We start from the raw sequence: 21,631 nt of genomic DNA, 5'->3' as shown, positions 1-21,631 counted from the left end.
CGGAATTTAGAGAGGGCTTCCCTATGGATGAGGGAAAGGCTGCCGGTCCTGATCGGGACCGACCGGTCCAGCGCGGGGCTTCCTTTTGGGAGGCGCACGCATAAAGAGGCGGCTAGGGTACAGAATTAGCCTGACAAACGCACTGTTGCAGGGCGAACTGTCCGATAAGCGACATTTCAATGTCGTGTTTTCATACTTAATTTGGCAATACAGACAAAATGTGGGAGGGGGCTTGCTCCCGATGGCAGTGTGCCAGTCAATATATCAGTGACTGATTCACCTTCATCGGGAGCAAGCCCCTCCCACATGGGACCGAGTACATTTCAATAAATGGGCGGCCCAAATGCACAAAGGCCACCCGAAGGTGGCCTTTGCTGGTAAAGCGTCAGCTAAGCGCGAGGCTTACTTGACAGCCCAACCGGTCAGCTCGGACAAAGCCTTGCCGATGTCTGCCAGCGAACGCACGGTTTTCACGCCTGCGTCTTCCAGGGCAGCAAACTTCTCGTCTGCAGTACCCTTGCCGCCAGAGATGATTGCGCCAGCATGGCCCATGCGCTTGCCCGCAGGGGCAGTCACACCAGCGATGTAGGAAACAACCGGCTTGGTCACGTGTGCCTTGATGTAGGCAGCGGCTTCTTCTTCAGCCGAACCGCCGATCTCACCGATCATGACGATCGCTTCGGTCTTCGGGTCTTCCTGGAACAGCTTCAGGATGTCGATGAAGTTGGAGCCTGGGATCGGGTCACCGCCGATGCCGACGCAAGTCGACTGACCGAAACCGGCGTCAGTGGTCTGCTTCACAGCTTCGTAGGTCAGGGTGCCGGAACGGGAAACGATACCGACTTTGCCTGGCAAGTGAATGTGACCTGGCATGATGCCGATCTTGCATTCGCCTGGAGTGATAACGCCTGGGCAGTTAGGGCCGATCAGGACAACGCCCAGCTCGTCGCACTTAACTTTAGCGTCCAGCATGTCCAGGGTAGGAATGCCTTCGGTGATGCACACGATCAGCTTGATGCCGCCGAATGCCGCTTCCAGGATGGAATCTTTGCAGAAAGGTGCTGGAACGTAGATCACGCTGGCGGTAGCGCCAGTGGTTTCTACAGCTTCTTTCACGGTGTTGAACACTGGCAGGCCCAGATGCTCGGTGCCGCCTTTGCCCGGAGTTACGCCGCCAACCATCTTGGTGCCGTATTCGATGGCTTGCTGGGTGTGGAAACTACCTTGCGAACCGGTAATACCCTGGCAGATAACTTTGGTGTCTTTATTGATCAGGACGCTCATTATTTGCCCTCCGCAGCTTTGACAACTTGTTGAGCAGCGTCGGTCAGGCTGGTAGCCGCGATGATGTTCAAACCGCTTTCTGCCAGTACTTTAGCGCCCAGTTCAGCGTTGTTACCTTCAAGGCGAACAACAACCGGGATTTTAACGCCAACTTCTTTCACTGCGCCGATGATGCCTTCGGCAATCATGTCGCAACGAACGATGCCGCCGAAGATGTTGACCAGTACTGCAGCGACGTTGGAGTCGGACAGGATGATCTTGAACGCTTCGGTAACGCGTTCCTTGGTAGCGCCACCACCTACGTCGAGGAAGTTGGCTGGTTTGCCGCCATGCAGGTTGACGATGTCCATGGTACCCATGGCCAGGCCCGCACCGTTGACCATGCAACCGATGTTACCTTCCAGGGCTACGTAGTTCAGTTCGAACTTGGCAGCGTGCGCTTCGCGCGGATCGTCCTGGGACGGATCATGGAAAGTCTTCAGCTTAGGCTGACGGTACATGGCGTTGGCGTCGATGTTGATCTTGGCGTCGAGGCAATGCAGATCGCCGTCAGCCTTGATCACCAGCGGGTTCACTTCCAGCAGGGCCAGATCGTGATCCTGGAACAGTTTGGCCAGACCGACGAAGATCTTGGCGAACTGGGCAACTTGCTTGCCTTCCAGGCCCAGTTGGAAAGCCAGCTCGCGACCCTGGAATGGCTGAGCGCCAACCAGTGGATCGATAGTGGCTTTCAGAATTTTTTCTGGGGTTTCGTGAGCGATCTTCTCGATGTCCACGCCACCTTCGGTGGAAGCCATGAACACGATGCGACGGCTCGAACGGTCAACGACAGCGCCCAGGTACAGCTCTTTAGCGATATCAGTGCACGATTCAACCAGGATCTTGGTGACTGGCTGGCCATTGGCATCAGTCTGGTAAGTCACCAGACGCTTGCCCAGCCACTGCTGTGCGAAGGCCTTGGCGTCTTCTTTGCTGCGAACCAGCTTAACGCCGCCCGCTTTACCGCGACCACCGGCGTGGACCTGGGCTTTGACAACCCACTCGCTGCCGCCGATTTTGTCGCAAGCTTCTGCTGCTGCTTCCGGGGTGTCTACTGCGTAGCCCTTGGAAACTGGCAGGCCGTATTCAGCGAACAGCTGCTTACCCTGATACTCGTGAAGATTCATGCTTTTTACCGTCTTCGTTAGGTACTGCGCATTCGGCGCTGCGCTCATTATGAGTGCCGCGCCACCTGTGACTGCTGCTTGCGCAACTTGCAGGGCTTATGGCCCGTAAAGCTGCGCAAGGCTGCGTCCAGCGGATATTCCGCGGTGAGTCTTGCGCGCAAGGCTCACGACGGGCAACTCCGCCGTGGTTTCTTATTATCTCGCTTAGCGCTTCTTGCGGTTGGCGATGTGGATGGCGCCGCCATTCACAGCCAACGCTGCTTCGTGCAACGCTTCGGACAGGGTCGGATGGGAGAAGACCATCATGCCCAGGTCTTCGGCGCTGGTGCCGAATTCCATACCGATAGCGCCTTGCTGAACCAGTTCTGCAGCGCTTGGGCCAATCACGTGGACGCCCAATACGCGGTCAGTCTTGGCATCAGCGATGACTTTGACAAAACCACCGGTGTCGTTGGCTGCCATGGCACGGCCAGAAGCGGCAAACGGGAAGGTGCCGACGTTAACTTCAACGCCTTCAGCTTTCAACTGCTGTTCGTTCTTGCCGACCCATGCAATTTCCGGGTGGGTGTAGATAACCGATGGAATCAGGTCGTAGTTCATCTGGGTCTTGTGACCCTTGATGCGCTCGACAACCATGATGCCTTCTTCGGAAGCCTTGTGGGCCAGCATCATGCCACGAACCACGTCGCCGATCGCGTAAACGCCCGGCACGGTGGTTGCGCAGTGATCGTCAACGTGAATGAAACCACGCTCATCGATGCTCACGCCGCTGTCGGAAGCCAGCAGGTCGGTGGTCACTGGACGGCGACCAACGGCTACGATCAGCTTGTCGAAGGTGATGGTCTGCTCGCCTTCCTTGTCGGTGTAGGTCACGACCACTTCTTCGCCGTTGACTTTAGAACCGGTAACACGGGCGCCAAGCTTGATGTCCAGACCTTGCTTGGTCAGGGTCTTGTAGGCTTCCTTGGACACGGCGGTGTCGGCAGCCAGCAGGAACGTGTCCAGGGCTTCGAGCACGGTCACTTCGGAACCCAGGCGGGACCATACCGAACCCAGTTCCAGGCCGATGACGCCGGCGCCGATGACGCCCAGGCGCTTAGGTACGGCCTGGAATTCCAGGGCGCCGGTCGAATCAACGATCACGTTCTGGTCAACCGGTGCAGGCGGGATGTCGATTGGGCGCGAACCAGGGGCCAGGATCACGTTTTCGGCTTCGATGATTTCTACCGAGCCGTCCGGCTTGGTGATTTCAACTTTCTTGCCGGCCAGCAGTTTGCCGTGACCTTGCAGGGAAGTAACGCCGTTGGCCTTGAACAAGGTGGCAACGCCGGAAGTCAGGCCTTTGACGATGTTGGCTTTACGGCCGACCATCGCTGGCACGTCCATGGTCACGCCAGCATGGTTGATACCGTGGATCGCGAAGCCATCCTGGGCTTCGTGGAATTTCCAGGAGCTGTCCAGCAGCGCCTTGGAAGGAATGCAACCCACGTTCAGGCAGGTACCACCCAGCGCCAGTTTGCCTTCCTTGTCGGTGTACTTTTCGATGCAAGCAGTCGAGAGGCCCAGTTGTGCGGCCTTGATGGCGGCAACATAGCCGCCAGGGCCTGCACCAATCACTACAACGTCAAATTTCTGTGTCATAAAAAGGTTCCCTTTTTAGCTGCAAGCTACAAGCCGCACGCCGCAAGTTGAAAGCACCGCTCGCCGCTTTGGGCTTGGCGCTTGCAGCTTGCGACCTGCAGCTGCTTTTTAGATATCCAGAAGCAGGCGAGCCGGGTCTTCCAGCAGGTTCTTGATGGTCACCAGGAACGTCACGGCTTCTTTACCATCGATCAGGCGGTGATCGTAAGACAGCGCCAGGTACATCATTGGGCGGATCACGACCTGGCCATTGATGGCCATCGGACGCTGGATGATGTTGTGCATGCCCAGGATCGCAGCTTGTGGCGGGTTGACGATCGGCGTCGACATCATCGAACCGAAGGTACCACCGTTGGTGATGGTGAAGGTACCGCCGGTCATCTCGTCGATGGTCAGCTTGCCGTCACGGGCTTTCTTGCCGAAGCCGGCGATGCCGCCTTCGATTTCGGCCAGGCTCATCAGCTCGGCGTTACGCAGAACCGGAACCACCAGGCCACGGTCGCTGGACACGGCAACGCCGATGTCTGCATAGCCATGGTAAACGATGTCGGCGCCGTCGATGGAAGCGTTGACTGCCGGGAAGCGCTTCAGCGCTTCGGTGGCCGCTTTCACGAAGAACGACATGAAGCCCAGGCGCACGCCGTTGTGGGACTTCTCGAACAGATCCTTGTACTTCGAACGCAGGGCCATGACTTCAGTCATGTCGACTTCGTTGAACGTGGTCAGCATCGCCATGTTCGACTGAGCTTCAACCAGGCGCTTGGCCACGGTGGCACGTACACGGGTCATCGGTACGCGCTTCTCGGTGCGGTCGCCGGCGGCGAATACAGGCGCGGCGGCAGCTGGAGCAGCGGCCTTGGCAGGTGCGGCAGCCGGAGCGTTTTTCTTGGCTTCAATAGCCGCAACCACGTCTTCCTTGGTAACACGGCCGTCTTTGCCGGTGCCTTTGATGGAAGCCAGGTTGATACCGTTCTCTTCAGCCAGTTGACGCGCAGCCGGTGCAGCGATTGGGTCTTCGCCACCTGCAGCCGGAGCGGCGGCCGGGGCAGCAGAGGCAGCGGCAGCCGGTGCGGCAGCAGCAGGCGCGGCAGCAGCGCTGCCCTCTTCGATCGAGCCCAGTACCTGGTTCGACAGAACGGTAGCGCCTTCTTCTGCAACGATCGCGCCCAGCACGCCGTCGGCTTCGGCCAGCACTTCCAGCACAACCTTGTCGGTCTCGATGTCGACGATCAGGTCGTCACGCTTGACGGCCTCGCCTGGTTTCTTGTGCCAGGTGGCAACGGTGCCATCGGCAACCGATTCCGGGAATGACGGGGCTTTGATTTCGATAGCCATTATCTGTAGGTCCTTAAAATTCGGTTTCAGTCAGCGCGAAGGCGTTAAACAGTGAAAGCATCTTGCAGCAGTTTTTCCTGCTGCTCGGCGTGCATCGACGCGTAGCCACAAGCAGGTGCAGCAGATGCATCACGACCGGCGTACTCCAGGCCCAAAGCCTTGTTGTGGTTGCCGATGCTGCGACGCAGGTGATGCTGGCTGCTGTACCAGGCGCCCTGGTTCATCGGTTCTTCCTGACACCACACGACATTCGTCAGGTTGGTGTAAGGCGCGATGATCTCCATGAGGTCATCTTCCGGGAACGGGTAAAGCTGCTCGATACGCACGATGGCGATGTCTTCGCGGCCTTCGGCACGGCGTTTTTCCAGCAGATCGTAGTAGACCTTGCCGCTGCACAGGATCAGGCGAGTGACCTTGGCGGCGTCCAGCGTATCGATTTCTGGAATAACGGTCTGGAACGAACCTTCGGCCAGGTCTTCCAGGGTCGAAACGGCCAATTTGTGACGCAACAGCGATTTGGGAGTCAACACGACCAGCGGCTTGCGCAGCGGGCGGATTACCTGGCGACGCAGCAAGTGGTAGATCTGCGCCGGGGTCGTCGGTACGCACACCTGGATGTTGTGCTCGGCGCACAGCTGCAGGTAACGCTCCAGACGGGCCGAGGAGTGCTCCGGACCCTGGCCTTCATAACCATGGGGCAACAGCATGGTCAGACCGCACAGACGGCCCCACTTGTGCTCGCCGCTGGTGATGAACTGGTCGATAACCACCTGGGCACCGTTGGCGAAGTCGCCGAACTGGGCTTCCCAGATCACCAGCGCCTGCGGCGTGGTGGTGGAGTAGCCGTATTCGAACGCCAGTACGGCTTCTTCGGACAGGAACGAATCGTACAGGTCGAAACGTGGCTGGCCTTCGTACAGGTTCTGCAACGGGATGTAGGTGCCCGCGTCTTTCTGGTTGTGCAACACGGCATGACGGTGCGAGAACGTACCGCGGCCAATGTCCTGGCCGGTCATGCGGATCGGGTGACCTTCGAACGCCAGGGTCGCGTACGCCATGGTTTCGGCGTAACCCCAGTTGATCGGCAGGCCGCCGGCTTGCATCTTCTGACGGTCTTCGTAGATCTTCGCAACCTGGCGCTGAACCACGAACCCTTCAGGGATTTCCAGCAACTTGGCAGACAACTCCTGCAAGGTCTTCAAGTCGAAGCTGGTGTCATGGCGCGCGGTCCAGGTGTGACCCAGGTACGGACGCCAGTCGACGAACAGCTCTTTGTTCGGCTCCTTGACCAGGCTCTTAACTACATGCAGGCCGTTATCCAGCGCGTTGCGGTATTCATCGATTTTCGCCTGAACACGCGCATCATCCAGCACGCCGGCCTTGGTCAGGCTTTGGGCGTACAGCTCACGGGTGGTGCGCTGCTTGGTGATCTGCTGGTACATCAACGGCTGGGTGCCGCTTGGTTCGTCCGCTTCGTTGTGACCGCGACGGCGGTAGCAAACCAGGTCGATCACCACGTCACGCTTGAATTGCATGCGGTAGTCAACGGCCAACTGGGTCACGAACAGTACGGCTTCCGGATCATCGCCATTCACATGGAGAATCGGCGCCTGGATCATCTTGGCAACGTCGGTGGCGTACTCGGTGGAGCGCGCATCCAGCGGGTTGCTGATAGTGAAGCCAACCTGGTTGTTGATGACGATGTGAACCGTACCGCCGGTCTTGAAGCCGCGGGTCTGCGACATCTGGAACGTTTCCAGGACCACGCCTTGGCCGGCGAACGCCGCGTCACCGTGGATGGAAATCGGAAGCACCTTTTCACCGGTGGTGTCGTTACGACGATCCTGGCGAGCCCGCACCGAACCCTCGACCACTGGAGAAACGATTTCCAGGTGGGAGGGGTTGAAGGCCATGGCCAGGTGAACTTCACCGCCGGTGGTCATGACGTTGGACGAGAAGCCCTGGTGGTATTTAACGTCACCGGAACCCAGTTCGACCTTCTTCTTGCCTTCGAACTCGTCGAACAGCTCGCGCGGGTTCTTGCCGAAGGTGTTGACCAACACGTTCAGGCGACCACGGTGGGCCATGCCGATCACGACTTCCTTGGTGCCGTAGGAACCGGAACGCTGGATCAGCTCGTCGAGCATCGGAATCAGGCTTTCGCCGCCTTCCAGGCCGAAACGCTTGGTGCCCGGGTATTTGGTACCCAGGTATTTTTCGAGACCTTCAGCGGCAGTCACGCGCTCAAGCAAGTGGCTGCGCACATCGGCGGACAATACCGGACGGCCACGCACGCCTTCCAGACGGTGCTGGAACCACTGGCGTTGCTCGGAATCGGTGATGTGCGTGAACTCAGCGCCGATGGTGCGGCAATATGTCTGCTGCAACGCTTCGTGAATTTCGCGTAGGCTCGCTTCCTCTTTGCCGATGAACAGGTCGCCGGCACGGAAGGTCGTATCAAGATCGGCATTGGTCAAGCCGTAATGATTGATCGACAGGTCAGCAGGTGCAGGACGCTGCCAGAGCCCCAGCGGGTCAAGCTGGGCCGCCTGGTGGCCACGCATACGGTAAGCCTGGATCAGTCGCAGTACTTCAACTTGCTTCTTCTCGTGCTCACTGCTCACGCTGCCGGCGGAAACCGGTTGGGCGCGGCGCTGGTTCTTTGCCAGCAGCACGAAATGATCGCGAATCGCAGCATGCGATACATCGGTGGCAGCGTTGCCGTCTGAAGACAACGTCTGAAATTTGGTGCGCCATTCTTCTGGCACAGCGTTAGGGTCGTGCAGGTAGAGCTCATAAAGCTCTTCCACATAGGCAGCGTTACCACCTGAAAGATAGCCGCTGTTCCACATGCGCTGCATCACGCTTTCTTGCATGCTTGGTCACCCTCGATTTGGGGACACCACCGGCGAAAACACCGAGTTTGCTTGCAAAAGGCCAAGTGCAGCGACCAAAACAAGCCACTTAGGATCACGCTGATAGTTCGGGTACCAACCCGAATGCCCCTGCTTGTCTCATTTCTTCAAAATAAGAGCCGCGGCTTTGTAAGTCGCTGCTCAAGTTAAAACTACGGCGCCGGTTGAAGCCTGCGCCGCAGCATTTACGGGCACAACGGTCCTGCTTTTACGTCAGTTACACGCCGCTTTGCAGCAGCATGTTACGGATGTGACCAATGGCCTTAGTCGGGTTCAGGCCTTTGGGACATACGTTGACGCAGTTCATGATCCCGCGGCAGCGGAATACGCTGAACGGGTCATCCAGTGAAGCCAGACGCTCGGACGTCTTGGTGTCACGGCTGTCTGCCAGGAAGCGGTAGGCTTGCAGCAGCGCAGCCGGGCCCAGGAACTTGTCCGGGTTCCACCAGAAGGATGGGCAGGACGTCGAGCAGCAAGCGCACAGGATGCACTCGTACAGGCCGTCGAGTTTTTCACGCTCTTCCGGGGACTGCAGACGCTCGATGGCCGGAGCCGGCGTGTCGTTCTGCAGGAATGGCTTAACTTTCTCGTATTGCTTGTAGAAGATGCTCATATCGACAACCAGGTCACGGATAACCGGCAAACCTGGCAGTGGACGAACGATCAGCTTGTTGCCCTTGACCACGGCGGACAGCGGCGTGATGCACGCCAGGCCGTTTTTGCCGTTGATGTTCATGCCGTCGGAACCGCACACACCTTCACGGCAAGAGCGACGATAGGAGAAACCTTCGTCCTGCTCTTTGATCAGTGCCAGTACATCCAGCACCATCAGGTCTTTACCACCGGTATCGACCTGGAACTCCTGCATGAACGGCGCGGCGTCCTGATCAGGGTTGTAGCGATAAACACTGACTTTCAACATGGCAGCCACCCTTAGTAAGTCCGAATCTTCGGTTCAAACGTCGGCACCGTCTTCGGCGAGAAGTTCACGGCACGCTTGGTCACGCGCTTGTCACCCGGGAAGTACAGGGTGTGGCACAACCAGTTCTCGTCGTCGCGGTCTTCAAAGTCTTCACGAGCGTGGGCGCCACGGGATTCCTTACGAACCTCGGCGGCGATCGCAGTCGCTTCTGCCACTTCCAGCAGGTTCTGCAGCTCAAGGGCTTCGATACGAGCGGTGTTGAACGCCTGGCTCTTATCGTTGATCTTGACGTTGGCGATGCGCGTGCGCAGGTCGGCCAGCTGGGCGATGCCCTTCTGCATGTATTCGCCGGTACGGAACACACCGAAGTAGTTCTGCATGCAGCTTTGCAGCTCGCGACGCAGGGTTGCCACGTCTTCGCCGTCAGTGCGCTCGTTCAGAGCGTTCAGGCGCGCCAGGGCGGTTTCGATGTTGGCGTCGGTGGCGTCATCGTATTCGATGCCGTCGGTCAGGGCTTTTTCCAGGTGCAGGCCGGCAGCGCGGCCGAATACCACCAGGTCGAGCAGCGAGTTGCCGCCCAGACGGTTGGCACCGTGAACCGATACGCAGGCCACTTCGCCTACCGCGAACAGACCATGGATGATCTCGTCCACACCGTCGGCGTTCTGGGTGATCGCCTGGCCATGAATGTTGGTCGGCACGCCGCCCATCATATAGTGGCAAGTCGGAACCACTGGCACCGGCGCAACCACCGGGTCAACGTGAGCAAAGGTCTTGGACAGCTCGCAGATACCTGGCAGACGGCTGTGCAGCACTTCTTCGCCCAGGTGATCGAGCTTGAGCAGTACGTGGTCGCCGTTCGGGCCACAGCCGTTGCCGGCGATGATCTCTTTAACCATCGAACGGGCCACGACGTCACGACCAGCAAGGTCTTTCGCGTTCGGCGCATAACGCTCCATGAAACGCTCGCCGTGCTTGTTGATCAGGTAGCCACCTTCACCACGGCAACCTTCGGTCACCAGTACACCGGCGCCGGCGATGCCGGTCGGGTGGAACTGCCACATTTCGATGTCTTGTACCGGTACGCCTGCACGCAGAGCCATGCCGACGCCGTCACCGGTGTTGATCAGGGCATTGGTGGTCGACGCGTAGATACGCCCTGCACCGCCGGTCGCCAGCACGGTAGCCTTGGCGCGGATGTAGGTGGTTTCACCGGTTTCGATGCAGATGGCGATCACGCCGACGAACTCGCCCTTGCCGTTCTTCACCAGATCGACAGCGTAGTACTCGTTCAGGAACGTGGTACCGGCTTTCAGGTTGCCCTGATAAAGGGTATGCAGCAGCGCGTGACCGGTACGGTCGGACGCGGCGCAGGTACGGGCAGCCTGGCCACCTTTACCGTAGTCCTTGGACTGGCCGCCGAACGGACGCTGATAGATACGGCCTTGCTCGGTACGGGAGAACGGCAGACCCATGTGGTCCAGCTCGAACACCGCAGCCGGGCCTTCCTGACACATGTACTCGATAGCGTCCTGGTCACCGATGTAGTCGGAACCCTTGACGGTATCGTACATGTGCCAGCGCCAGTCATCGTTCGGATCGGCAGAAGCGATGGCGCAGGTAATGCCACCCTGGGCCGATACGGTGTGCGAACGCGTCGGGAACACCTTGGTGATCACGGCGGTCTTGTGCCCACCCTGGGCCAGCTGCAGCGCAGCGCGCATGCCGGCACCGCCGCCACCAATAATGATGGCGTCGAATGAAATAGTAGGAATGTTAGCCATGAATCAGATACCCCAAAGAATCTGCACACCCCAGACGAAGTAAGCGAACATCGCGATGCCGCATACTGCCTGGAAGAGGAAACGGACTGCGGTCGCGGACTTGCCCAGCGCCATTGGCGTCAGGTAGTCGGTCGCGATGGTCCACATGCCGACCCAGGCGTGAGCGCCCAGGGCCACAAGGGCCAGCAGACTGAAGATTCGCATCGCATTGTGGGCGAACAGGCCGTGCCATTGCTCGTAGCCGATGCCCGGGTTTGCGACGAGGTATCCGATCAGGAAAATGAAATAAGCCGCGAGAACGACCGCAGACACACGCTGTGCCATCCAGTCATAGAGGCCCGAACGCGACAGATTCGTTACGCTGGTTACCATATCCAAACTCCTGCCAGAACGATCAGCACCACGGAAATGGCGATGATGATTTTCGAGCCCAGGCGGCCGCCTTCCAGCGTCTCACCGATACCCGCATCCATGATCAAGTGGCGCACACCGGCTACCAGGTGATACAGCAGAGCGGACAGCAGGCCCCACGCTACGAACTTGGCCAGTGGGCTGGTCAAGGTTGCCTTCACCTCGGCGTAACCTTCCGCGGAACCCAGGGATTTGCTCAATGCGTAAAGCATGATGCCCAGGCCCAGGAACAGGATGATGCCGGAAACACGGTGCAGGAACGACGTAACGCCGGTGATGGGGAGTTTGATGGTCCTTAGGTCTAGGTTTACAGGTCGTTGGCTATTCACGGCTTTTTTTCACACTGAAGAGCCCCTAACAATCAGGGCAAAGTTGTTGGGGAGTGCGACTGGTCAGGTAAGCACCACCCAGGGAGTGCGACCCCCAATGAAAGCAAGCCCAAAAGCCCTTGGCGGTCGGTGGCCGAGTATAGACAGTTAGGTTACTAATGACAACGCGCACACCTCACCCTAATAGCTGATTGCGCTGACGCGATAAAAGGCGTAAATGGCAGGCAATTTCGACGAAAAAGTACGGTTAAAGCCTTCTGGAGCAAGACTTTAGGCAAATTGACATCTGAATTTATCTCACTATAGTGGTGCGGGCCCTGCGTGGGGGGTCTGTCTGATGATTTGAAGCATAAATAGGAGGCCACATGGCTGACAAAAAAGCGCAGTTGATCATCGAGGGCGCAGCCCCCGTCGAGCTGCCCATTTTAACCGGCACCGTTGGTCCCGATGTTATCGACGTACGGGGCCTGACGGCCACGGGCCGTTTCACTTTCGACCCAGGCTTCATGTCGACCGCTTCTTGCGAGTCGAAGATCACCTATATCGACGGCGACAATGGCATCCTGCTGCACCGCGGCTACCCGATCGAACAACTGGCTGAACAGTCGGACTACCTGGAAACCTGCTACCTGCTGCTAAATGGCGAACTGCCAACAGCCGAGCAAAAGGCCCAGTTCGTCAGCACCGTGAAGAACCACACCATGGTTCACGAGCAGTTGAAGACCTTCTTCAACGGCTTCCGTCGCGACGCCCACCCGATGGCCGTCATGTGCGGCGTGGTCGGCGCCCTGTCGGCCTTCTATCACGACTCCCTGGACATCAATAACGCCGAGCATCGCGAAATTTCCGCGATCCGCCTGGTCGCCAAGATGCCAACCCTGGCCGCGATGGTTTACAAGTACTCCATGGGCCAACCCATGATGTACCCGCGCAACGACCTGACGTACGCGGAAAACTTCCTGCACATGATGTTCAACACCCCGTGCGAGATCAAACCGATCAGCCCGGTGCTGGCCAAGGCAATGGACCGGATCTTCATCCTCCACGCCGACCACGAGCAGAACGCCTCCACCTCTACCGTGCGCCTGGCAGGTTCGTCGGGTGCCAACCCGTTCGCCTGTATCGCCGCCGGTATCGCCGCACTCTGGGGCCCTGCCCACGGCGGTGCGAACGAAGCCGTCTTGACCATGCTCGATGAAATCGGCGATGTGTCCAACATCGACACCTTCATCGCCAAGGCCAAGGACAAGAACGATCCGTTCAAGTTGATGGGCTTCGGTCACCGGGTCTACAAGAACCGCGACCCGCGCGCCACCGTAATGAAGCAGACCTGCGACGAAGTGTTGAAGGAACTGGGCATCAAGAACGACCCGCAACTCGAACTGGCCATGCGCCTGGAAGAGATCGCCCTGACCGACCCATACTTCATCGAACGCTCGCTGTACCCGAACGTCGACTTCTACTCGGGGATCATCCTCAAGGCGATCGGCATTCCAACCAGCATGTTCACCGTGATCTTCGCCCTGGCGCGGACCGTGGGCTGGATCTCCCACTGGAAGGAAATGCTCTCGAGCCCGTACAAGATTGGCCGCCCGCGCCAGCTGTACACCGGCTACGAGTCGCGTGACATTACCAAGCTGGAAGATCGCAAGTAAGCATTGCTGAGCTGCATTGAAAACGGCCTCCCTTAGTGGAGGCCGTTTTTGTTTGGGTCGCCTGACATACCGCTATCGGGAGCAAGCCCCCTCCCACAGTTGACCGCATTCTCATGTTGGAACTCGGTCAACTGTGGGAGGGGGCTTGCTCCCGATGACCATCACCCAGACACCACTAAATCCAAGGCAAAAAAATACCCCAGCCTTTCGACCGGGGCATTTCTCATCTAGTTACAGGCTTAGTGGTTAACCGCCCCACTCGCCCCCAGGCCAGTCTGCGAACGCACGAACTGCGGGAAGTACAGCGCACGCTCTTTCTCTGCCGCCGCCGACTTGTCGGTGATGGAGAAGAACCAGATACCCACGAACGCGATGATCATCGAGAACAACGCCGGGTATTCATACGGGAAGATAGCCTTCTCGTGGTGCAGGATCGACACCCAGATGGTCGGACCCAGGATCATCAGGCCCACGGCGCTGATCAAGCCGAGCCAGCCGCCGATCATGGCGCCACGGGTGGTGAGGTTTTTCCAGTACATGGAAAGCAGCAGCACAGGGAAGTTACAGCTGGCCGCAATCGAGAACGCCAGGCCGACCATGAACGCGATGTTCTGGCTTTCGAACAGGATACCCAGACCGATAGCCAGCACTGCCAGGGCGACCGTGGTGATCTTCGACACGCGAATCTCATCTTTGTCGTTGGCCTTGCCCTTCTTGATCACGCTGGCATACAGGTCATGGGACACCGCCGAGGCACCGGCCAGGGTCAAGCCGGCAACCACCGCAAGGATGGTGGCGAAGGCCACGGCCGAGATGAAGCCCAGGAAGATACTGCCGCCCACCGCGTTGGCCAGGTGCACCGCCGCCATGTTGTTGCCGCCCAGCAAGGCGCCTGCGGCATCCTTGAACGCCGGGTTGGTGCTGACCAGCAGGATCGCGCCAAAGCCGATGATGAACGTGAGGATATAGAAGTAGCCGATAAAGCCGGTGGCATACAGCACGCTCTTGCGCGCTTCTTTCGCATCACTCACGGTGAAGAAGCGCATCAGGATGTGCGGCAGGCCCGCAGTACCGAACATCAGCGCAAGCCCCAGGGAGAACGCCGAGATCGGATCTTTCACCAGGCCGCCCGGGCTCATGATCGCTTCACCTTTGGGGTGAACCTTGATCGCCTCGGAAAACAGCATGTTGAAGTCGAAGTTGACGTGCTTCATCACCATCAGCGCCATGAACGAGGCACCGGACAGCAACAGCACCGCCTTGATGATCTGCACCCAGGTGGTCGCCAGCATGCCGCCGAACAGCACGTACATGCACATCAGGATACCGACCAGGATCACCGCAACGTGGTAATCGAGGCCGAACAGCAGTTGGATCAGCTTGCCCGCGCCGACCATCTGCGCGATCAGGTAGAACGCTACCACCACCAGCGAACCACAGGCCGACAGGCTGCGGATCTGGGTTTGCCCGAGGCGATAGGACGCCACGTCAGCAAAGGTGTACTTGCCCAGGTTGCGCAAGCGCTCGGCGATCAGGAACAGAATGATCGGCCAGCCCACCAGGAAGCCGATCGAATAGATCAGGCCGTCGTAGCCGGAGGTGAACACCAGCGCGGAAATCCCCAGGAAGGACGCCGCCGACATATAGTCGCCGGCAATCGCCAGGCCGTTCTGGAAACCGGTGATCTTGCCGCCGGCCGCATAGTAGTCGGCCGCCGATTTGTTGCGCTTGGACGCCCAGTAGGTGATGCACAGGGTAGCGCCGACGAACGCGACAAACATCACGATGGCCGAGACATTCAGGGGTTGCTTTTGCACTTCGCCGGTCAATGCGTCGGCCGCCCAGAGGGCCGGAGCAAACAGCGAAGCGCCGAGTACCGCTAATAGACGCCGAATCATTGCGCAGCCTCCTTGAGAATCGCATTGTTCAGGTCGTCAAATTCGCCATTGGCCCGGCGTACGTAGATGCCGGTCAGGATGAAGGCGGACACAATCAGTCCGACGCCCAGGGGAATGCCCCAGGTAATCGACGAACCGGGGCTGATCTTGGCCCCCAGCACGTGTGGCCCGTAGGCAATCAACAGGATGAAACCGGAGTAAAGCCCTAGCATGATCGCCGAGAGAATCCAGGCGAACTTTTCTCTTTTTCTGACCAGCTCCTTGAAACGGGGGCTGTTTTGAATCGAGAGGTAAATGCTGTCGTTCATTGTTTTTATCCTCGCAGCACAGCTTTTTTATTATTGGAACGTATCCACTGTATGCGGCTGTGGAAAGGGTTCCAGACGACCTTAGTAGTAGATCGAGTGTAGCGAGGGATTGCTGGAGCACAGAAAAATTTGAGGCGGTGCAAAACTAATGTGGGAGGGGGCTTGCTCCCGATGGCGGTGTGTCAGCTGAAAACTGGCTGGCTGACACACCGCTATCGGGAGCAAGCCCCCTCCCACAAGGGATTGCATCAAGATGCAGGGTTATTTAGCGGTCCACTCAGCCACACGCTCAGGGTGCTTGGCCACCCAATCCTTGGCCGCTGCATCAGGCTTGGCGCCCTCCTGGATAGCGAGCATGACTTCACCGATTTCATCCTTGGAGGCCCACTGGAATTTCTTCAGGAAGGCCGCGACTTCCGGCGCTTTCTTCTCCAGGCCCTTGCTGCCAATGCTGTTGACGGTTTCAGCAGCACCATAAATTCCTTTTGGGTCATCCAGGAAACGCAGTTTCCACTTGGCAAACATCCAGTGCGGCACCCAACCGGTGACGGCGATGGATTCCTGCTTGTCTTCGGCGCGGGTCAGTTCGGCGATCATTGCGGCGCCCGAGCTGGCTTGCAGTTTGTAGTCAAGGCCGTATTGCTTGATGGCTTCGTCGGTCTTGAGCATCACGCCTGAACCGGCGTCGATGCCGACGATCTTGTTTTTAAACGTGGTGTCGATCTTGAGGTCTTCGATGGACTTGGCCTTGACGTACTCCGGCACGATCAAGCCAATTTTTGCATCCTTGAAGTTGGGGCCGTAGTCGACCACTTTATCCTTGTTCTTGGTCCAGTATTCACCGTGAGTCACCGGCAGCCAGGCGGACAGCATGGCGTCGAGCTTGCCGGTGGCAACGCCCTGCCACATGATCCCGGTGGCGACCGCTTGCAGTTTCACGTCATAGCCGAGCTTCTGCTTGATCACTTCTGCCGCCACATGGGTGGTGGCAACGCTGTCGGACCAGCCGTCCACGTAACCGATGCTCAGGGTTTTGCTGTCGGCGCTGGCCAGTGTGGAGCCCATCGCAACTACCAGAGTGGCAGCTGCGCCCAAGAGTCGTCGCATCTTCATATGTGCTTCCCCGAAAGTGCTGCGCCCGACGAATGCCGAGCGACGTCAACCTGTTGTTATACGGTGCACCGCGCCCCCTTCACGCGCATCGATCCGGTTGCTGAGGCATCAGTGGAGTACTGACAGTTTTATCATCAACCTGCGTAGGCCTTTGCCCTGCTCTGTCAGCGACCTTGGTTGAGCAAGAAACGACATCACATCGCCAGTAGACCACTTTGCAGGACTTGCCCACCTGTTCCCGCCCGAACTTTGCATGTCAAAAGTATGCAGCCCCACTGGAACGCGACAATTACGGGTAAGATGCGCGCCTTTGCTCCCCCAGATAAGCCGACCATGCCCGCGACTGCCCGCCTCCCTGCCCTGCCCTATGTTTTCGCCTTGTTCATTGGCTTGCTTGCCCTCGTCGGCTACTGGTATGGCCTCGGCCGGCCGGTGGTGCTGCCGGATGTGGCGAGCGCCAGCCACAAGCTGCAATGTGCGTCCTATACGCCGTTCGACAAGGACCAGTCGCCGTTCGACCAGCCATTCCAGCTGCGCCCCGAGCGCATGGACGCCGATCTGGCCCTGCTGGCCACACGCTTTGAATGCATCCGCACCTATTCCATGACCGGCCTGGAAGCCTTGCCGGGCATGGCGCGCAAGCATGGCTTGAAGGTGATGGCCGGCGCTTGGGTCAGCAGTGACCCGGTAGCCACTCAAAAGGAAATCGACGAGTTGATCACGGCGGCCAATGCCAACCCGGACGTAGTGACCTCGGTGATCGTCGGCAACGAAGCGCTGTTGCGCAAGGAAGTCACCGCCAAACAACTGGTGACGCTGATCCAAACGGTCAAGCGCCAGATCAAGCAACCGGTCACCTACGCCGATGTGTGGGAGTTCTGGCTGCAACACCCGGAAATTGCCCCGGCGGTGGATTTCCTGACCATTCACCTGCTGCCGTACTGGGAAGATGAGCCGTCCGGCATCGACCAGGCGCTCAAGCACGTAGGCGATGTGCGCCAGACCTTCGGTCACAAGTTCGCGCCCAAGGACATCCTGATCGGCGAAACCGGTTGGCCCAGTGAAGGCCGCCAGCGCGAAACTGCCTTGCCAAGCCGGGTCAACGAAGCCAAGTTCATGCGTGGTTTTGTCGCCATGGCCGAAGCCAATGGCTGGCGTTACAACCTGATCGAAGCCTTTGACCAGCCCTGGAAGCGCGCCAGTGAAGGCGCAGTGGGCGGTTATTGGGGCCTGTTCGATGCTGATCGCCAGGACAAGGGCACCCTCGCCGGGCCAGTCAGCAACGTTCCGTACTGGCCGCTGTGGTTGGGCGTTGGTGGGATGATTCTGCTGGGCACATTGGTTTTAGGCGGGCGCGTGCGCACAACCCGCGCGGCCCTCGCACTGCCGCTGCTGGGTGCGATTGCCGCATGCTCCCTCGGCACCTGGGCCGAATTGACCCGCGTCACCGCGCGCTTTAATGATGAATGGGTGTGGGCCGGCTTGCTGGTGGTGTTGAACTTGCTGGTACTGGCCCACGCCGCCCTGGCACTCAGCGCCAGGGACGGCTGGCGTGAACGCGCATTCAACTGGCTGCAGCAACGTGCGGGCTGGCTGGTGGCGATTGCCGGCTTTGCCGGTGCGGTGATGATGCTGGCGCTGGTGTTTGACCCGCGTTATCGCAGCTTCCCCAGCGCGGCACTGGTGTTGCCTGCCCTGGTGTACCTGGTGCGCCCGGTGAGCGGGCCGCGTCGGGAGATTGCGTTGCTGGCCTTCATCATCGGTGCCGGCATTGCGCCGCAGCTGTTCCGGGAAGGTTTATTGAATCAGCAGGCGTGGGGGTGGGCGGTGGTGAGTGTGATGATGGTTGCAGCTTTGTGGCGTTGCTTGCGGGTGCGCAAGTCCTAACACCGCCATCGGGGGCAAGCCCCCTCCCACACTTGATTGAGTTCACACATTTCCATTTGTGAATGCGGTCAAATGTGGGAGGGGGCTTGCCCCCGATTGGCCTTATCAGGCGACGCGAGGCTTCCTGACCAACCGCAACCCTGCAATCACCACAGCAAACACTGCAAACGTGGTGTTGTACAACGCCAGTGCCGGCAACCCAAACACCAGCCCCAGCACCGCCAGGCCCCATCCCGCCCGGCCCGGCACGAAAAACGCCAGTACCGAGGTCACCAGCGCGGCCCAGCCCAGTACCTTGAAATGAATCATCAAGCCCAGGTTCGAACGCACCTGGCATTCCCAACGGCTGGCCTCATCCGCACAAATGCCGACCCACTGCCCGTCTTCCATAAAGCCATAACGCGCGGCGTAACTGGCCGCCAACCATAACGGCAGGGCGATAAGCAGCAGGATCAACGGCAAACGACGGGACATGGGGCACTCCGATAGGCAAAAACGGCGCTCAGCTTAATCCCACGGCGGCCGTTAGCAAGGTGTCTGCGCAGATATCTGTTCATCAATGCGTGGCAAAGTGTATCTTCTGCCAGCTATTACTCCGATTCCGACGTTTTTTTCCGACTTTTCGTGCCGAGGGCTGGCACTTCGGTGGCAACGCGGTGGTCATAGCCTGCGAATTTCATTCAGCACCTTTCCTCCTAGGGATTAAGTCATGCTCCGTTCCTTGCGCTGTGCTGCCTTGCTGGGCAGCCTTTTTTTGAGTGCGTCAGCACTGGCGGTCGATATCGACCAGGCCAGCTATGGCTACCCTTTGACGAACCCGTTCGAAGCGACCATTGCCACCACGCCGCCCGATCTTCGGCCAACCCTGCCGACTGACGACGAGATCAATCAATCCGACTACACCTTGAACATGCGCCCCGAGCGCGAGTTCAGCCTGCCGGACAACTTCTGGGCGGTGAAGAAACTCACCTACCGCATTGCCAAGCAGGACCGCGCCGCGCCGCTGATCTTCCTGATCGCCGGCACCGGTGCGCGGTTTGACAGCAGCATCAATGAATACCTGAAGAAACTGTATTACCAGGCCGGCTATCACGTGGTGCAGCTGTCGTCGCCGACCAGCTTCGACTTCATCAGCGCCGCGTCGCGCTTCGCCACCCCGGGCATCACCCAGGAAGACGCCGAAGACATGTACCGCGTGATGCAAGCCGTGCGCGCGCAGAACGCATCGCTGCCGGTCACTGACTTCTACCTGACCGGCTACAGCCTGGGCGCCCTGGACGCGGCGTTTGTCAGCAAGCTCGACGAAACCCGTCGCAGCTTCAACTTCAAGAAAGTCCTGCTGCTCAACCCGCCGGTCAACCTCTACACCTCGATCACCAACCTCGACAAGTTGGTACAGACCGAGGTCAAGGGCATCAACAACACCACCACCTTCTATGAGCTGGTGCTGAGCAAGCTGACCCGCTACTTCCAGCAAAAGGGCTACATCGACCTCAACGACGCCCTGCTCTACGACTTCCAGCAATCCAAGCAGCACCTGACCAACGAACAGATGGCCATGCTGATCGGCACCTCGTTCCGTTTCTCCGCTGCCGACATCGCCTTCACCTCGGACTTGATCAACCGTCGGGGCCTGATCATCCCGCCGAAGTACCCGATCACCGAAGGCACCAGCCTCACGCCGTTCCTCAAGCGTGCCCTGCAGTGCGACTTCGACTGCTACCTCACCGAACAGGTGATCCCGATGTGGCGCGCCCGCTCCGACGGCGGCAGCCTGCTGCAACTGGTGGACCAGGTCAGCCTGTATGCGCTCAAGGACTACCTGCACGCCAGCCCGAAGATCGCCGTGATGCACAACGCCGACGACGTGATCCTCGGCCCGGGCGACCTGGGTTTCCTGCGTAAAACCTTCGGCGATCGCTTGACCGTCTACCCGCTGGGCGGCCACTGCGGCAACCTCAATTACCGCGTCAACGCCGACGCCATGCTGGAGTTCTTCCGTGGCTAAATATCTTCTGCTGCTTGCCGCACTGATGTGCGCGGGCGTGGCCAATGCCGACAACAGCAAGGCCCATGAACCGGTCAAGGTCGGTGCCGACGGTTTCAAGGAACCGTTGACCAAACTCAAGTTCAACGCCGGCCTGGACCAGCGTGAATTCGAGCGCTCGTCGCTGACCGCGCTCAACGTCTACGATCCACTGGAGTCGTGGAACCGCCGCGTGTACCACTTCAACTATCGCTTCGACCAATGGGTGTTCCTGCCGGTGGTGGACGGTTACCGCTACGTCACGCCGAGCTTCCTGCGCACCGGCGTGAGCAATTTCTTCAACAACCTGGGCGACGTGCCCAACCTGTTGAACAGCCTGCTGCAACTCAAGGGCCATCGCTCCCTGGAGACCACCGGACGCCTGCTGGTCAACACCACCATCGGCATCGCCGGCCTGTGGGACCCGGCTACCGCCATGGGCCTGCCGCGCCAGAGCGAAGACTTCGGTCAGACCCTGGGCTTCTACGGTGTGCCGGGCGGCGCCTACGTCGTTCTGCCGATCTTCGGCCCGTCGAACCTGCGCGATACCGCAGGCTTGCTGGTGGACTACACCGCCGAATCGCAGATCAACTTCCTCAACGTGTCCGAAGTCAGCTCCAACCACCCGGAAATCTGGGCCCTGCGCGCCGTAGACAAGCGCTACCAGACCAGCTTCCGCTACGGCCAGATGAACTCGCCGTTCGAGTACGAGAAGGTGCGCTATATCTACACGGAATCGCGCAAGTTGCAGATTGCCGAGTAAACAACGCCCCTTACAAGATCGTTCTCACGCTCCGCGTGGGAATGCCACCCAGGACGCTCCGCGTCCCGCTTTCAGCGCAAAATCCAGCACCTGCGCAAGAGTGACGCGGAGCGTCACGGGATGCATTCCCACGCGGAGCGAGGGAACGATCATCTCTTGACCACAAAAAAGGCCATTCGACTGAATGGCCTTTT

Annotated in this window: 17 protein-coding genes; 4 read left to right on the top strand and 13 right to left on the bottom strand. The window is 59.0% G+C overall.

All coding sequences use genetic code 11. The features are described 5' to 3' along the window. Nucleotides 1-402: 402 nt before the first annotated feature. The 9 genes from sucD to sdhC form a co-directional block, all read right to left on the bottom strand. Nucleotides 403-1,284: a succinate--CoA ligase subunit alpha gene (gene sucD / locus C4J84_RS08905; protein WP_048729999.1), complete on the bottom strand. Its 882-nt coding sequence runs from the start codon at nt 1,282-1,284 to the stop codon at nt 403-405. Continuing rightward, a complete protein-coding gene (gene sucC / locus C4J84_RS08900; RefSeq protein ID WP_003190011.1) occupies nt 1,284-2,450 on the bottom strand; it encodes an ADP-forming succinate--CoA ligase subunit beta in 1,167 nt (388 codons plus the stop codon). Before sucC ends, sucD begins: the two co-directional genes overlap by 1 nt. 204 nt (nt 2,451-2,654) lie before the next feature. Beyond that, a complete protein-coding gene (gene lpdA / locus C4J84_RS08895; RefSeq protein ID WP_124370171.1) occupies nt 2,655-4,091 on the bottom strand; it encodes a dihydrolipoyl dehydrogenase in 1,437 nt (478 codons plus the stop codon). A gap of 108 nt (nt 4,092-4,199) precedes the next feature. After that, on the bottom strand, nt 4,200-5,426 hold the full coding sequence (gene odhB, locus C4J84_RS08890) for a 2-oxoglutarate dehydrogenase complex dihydrolipoyllysine-residue succinyltransferase (protein WP_124366429.1): 1,227 nt from the start codon (nt 5,424-5,426) through the stop codon (nt 4,200-4,202). Between the two features lie 44 nt (nt 5,427-5,470). Continuing rightward, a complete protein-coding gene (locus C4J84_RS08885) occupies nt 5,471-8,302 on the bottom strand; it encodes a 2-oxoglutarate dehydrogenase E1 component (RefSeq protein WP_124435184.1) in 2,832 nt (943 codons plus the stop codon). Nucleotides 8,303-8,558: 256 nt separating this feature from the next. Next, nucleotides 8,559-9,263, bottom strand: coding sequence for a succinate dehydrogenase iron-sulfur subunit (locus tag C4J84_RS08880; RefSeq protein ID WP_003172807.1), 705 nt, complete (start codon nt 9,261-9,263; stop codon nt 8,559-8,561). A gap of 11 nt (nt 9,264-9,274) precedes the next feature. Next, nucleotides 9,275-11,047 (bottom strand): succinate dehydrogenase flavoprotein subunit, encoded by a 1,773-nt coding sequence (sdhA, locus tag C4J84_RS08875; RefSeq protein ID WP_124370170.1) that lies wholly within the window; start codon nt 11,045-11,047, stop codon nt 9,275-9,277. 3 nt (nt 11,048-11,050) lie between these two features. Beyond that, entirely contained in the window at nt 11,051-11,419 is a 369-nt protein-coding gene (gene sdhD, locus C4J84_RS08870; RefSeq protein ID WP_003233245.1) for a succinate dehydrogenase, hydrophobic membrane anchor protein, read from the bottom strand. Continuing rightward, a complete protein-coding gene (gene sdhC / locus C4J84_RS08865) occupies nt 11,413-11,787 on the bottom strand; it encodes a succinate dehydrogenase, cytochrome b556 subunit (RefSeq protein ID WP_124361976.1) in 375 nt (124 codons plus the stop codon). The genes sdhD and sdhC overlap by 7 nt, the downstream gene beginning before the upstream one ends. A gap of 365 nt (nt 11,788-12,152) precedes the next feature. Here sdhC and gltA point away from each other — a divergent pair, with 365 nt between their 5' ends. Next, nucleotides 12,153-13,442 carry a citrate synthase gene (gene gltA / locus C4J84_RS08860; RefSeq protein WP_124361975.1) on the top strand — a complete coding sequence of 430 codons (1,290 nt, stop codon included), beginning with the start codon at nt 12,153-12,155 and terminating at the stop codon, nt 13,440-13,442. A gap of 239 nt (nt 13,443-13,681) precedes the next feature. Here gltA and C4J84_RS08855 read toward each other — a convergent pair whose 3' ends face one another. The 3 genes from C4J84_RS08855 to C4J84_RS08845 all read right to left on the bottom strand — a co-directional run bounded on the left by C4J84_RS08855 (nt 13,682) and on the right by C4J84_RS08845 (nt 16,761). Further along, on the bottom strand, nt 13,682-15,340 hold the full coding sequence (locus C4J84_RS08855; protein WP_124435183.1) for a cation acetate symporter: 1,659 nt from the start codon (nt 15,338-15,340) through the stop codon (nt 13,682-13,684). Further along, nucleotides 15,337-15,648 carry a DUF485 domain-containing protein gene (locus C4J84_RS08850; RefSeq protein ID WP_124361973.1) on the bottom strand — a complete coding sequence of 104 codons (312 nt, stop codon included), beginning with the start codon at nt 15,646-15,648 and terminating at the stop codon, nt 15,337-15,339. The genes C4J84_RS08855 and C4J84_RS08850 overlap by 4 nt, the downstream gene beginning before the upstream one ends. Before the next feature lie 261 nt (nt 15,649-15,909). Next, nucleotides 15,910-16,761 carry a glycine betaine ABC transporter substrate-binding protein gene (locus C4J84_RS08845; protein ID WP_124435182.1) on the bottom strand — a complete coding sequence of 284 codons (852 nt, stop codon included), beginning with the start codon at nt 16,759-16,761 and terminating at the stop codon, nt 15,910-15,912. A 333-nt stretch (nt 16,762-17,094) separates the two neighbouring features. Between C4J84_RS08845 and C4J84_RS08835 the strand changes: the two genes are divergently transcribed. Further along, nucleotides 17,095-18,648: a glycosyl hydrolase family 17 protein gene (locus C4J84_RS08835; RefSeq protein WP_124406720.1), complete on the top strand. Its 1,554-nt coding sequence runs from the start codon at nt 17,095-17,097 to the stop codon at nt 18,646-18,648. Between the two features lie 105 nt (nt 18,649-18,753). Here C4J84_RS08835 and C4J84_RS08830 read toward each other — a convergent pair whose 3' ends face one another. Beyond that, nucleotides 18,754-19,122 (bottom strand): hypothetical protein, encoded by a 369-nt coding sequence (locus C4J84_RS08830; RefSeq protein ID WP_124403555.1) that lies wholly within the window; start codon nt 19,120-19,122, stop codon nt 18,754-18,756. A gap of 235 nt (nt 19,123-19,357) precedes the next feature. Between C4J84_RS08830 and C4J84_RS08825 the strand changes: the two genes are divergently transcribed. Both C4J84_RS08825 and C4J84_RS08820 read left to right on the top strand, forming a co-directional pair. Further along, nucleotides 19,358-20,656, top strand: coding sequence for a serine/threonine protein kinase (locus C4J84_RS08825; RefSeq protein WP_057722697.1), 1,299 nt, complete (start codon nt 19,358-19,360; stop codon nt 20,654-20,656). After that, a complete protein-coding gene (locus tag C4J84_RS08820) occupies nt 20,649-21,437 on the top strand; it encodes a VacJ family lipoprotein (RefSeq protein WP_124361970.1) in 789 nt (262 codons plus the stop codon). The genes C4J84_RS08825 and C4J84_RS08820 overlap by 8 nt, the downstream gene beginning before the upstream one ends. The last annotated feature ends 194 nt before the right edge of the window (nt 21,438-21,631 follow it).

The sequence above is a fragment of the Pseudomonas sp. R11-23-07 genome, from assembly GCF_003852295.1.
Taxonomy (GTDB): domain Bacteria; phylum Pseudomonadota; class Gammaproteobacteria; order Pseudomonadales; family Pseudomonadaceae; genus Aquipseudomonas.
Note: the sequence above shows the minus strand (reverse complement) of the source record. Positions and strands in the feature narration are given on the sequence as shown.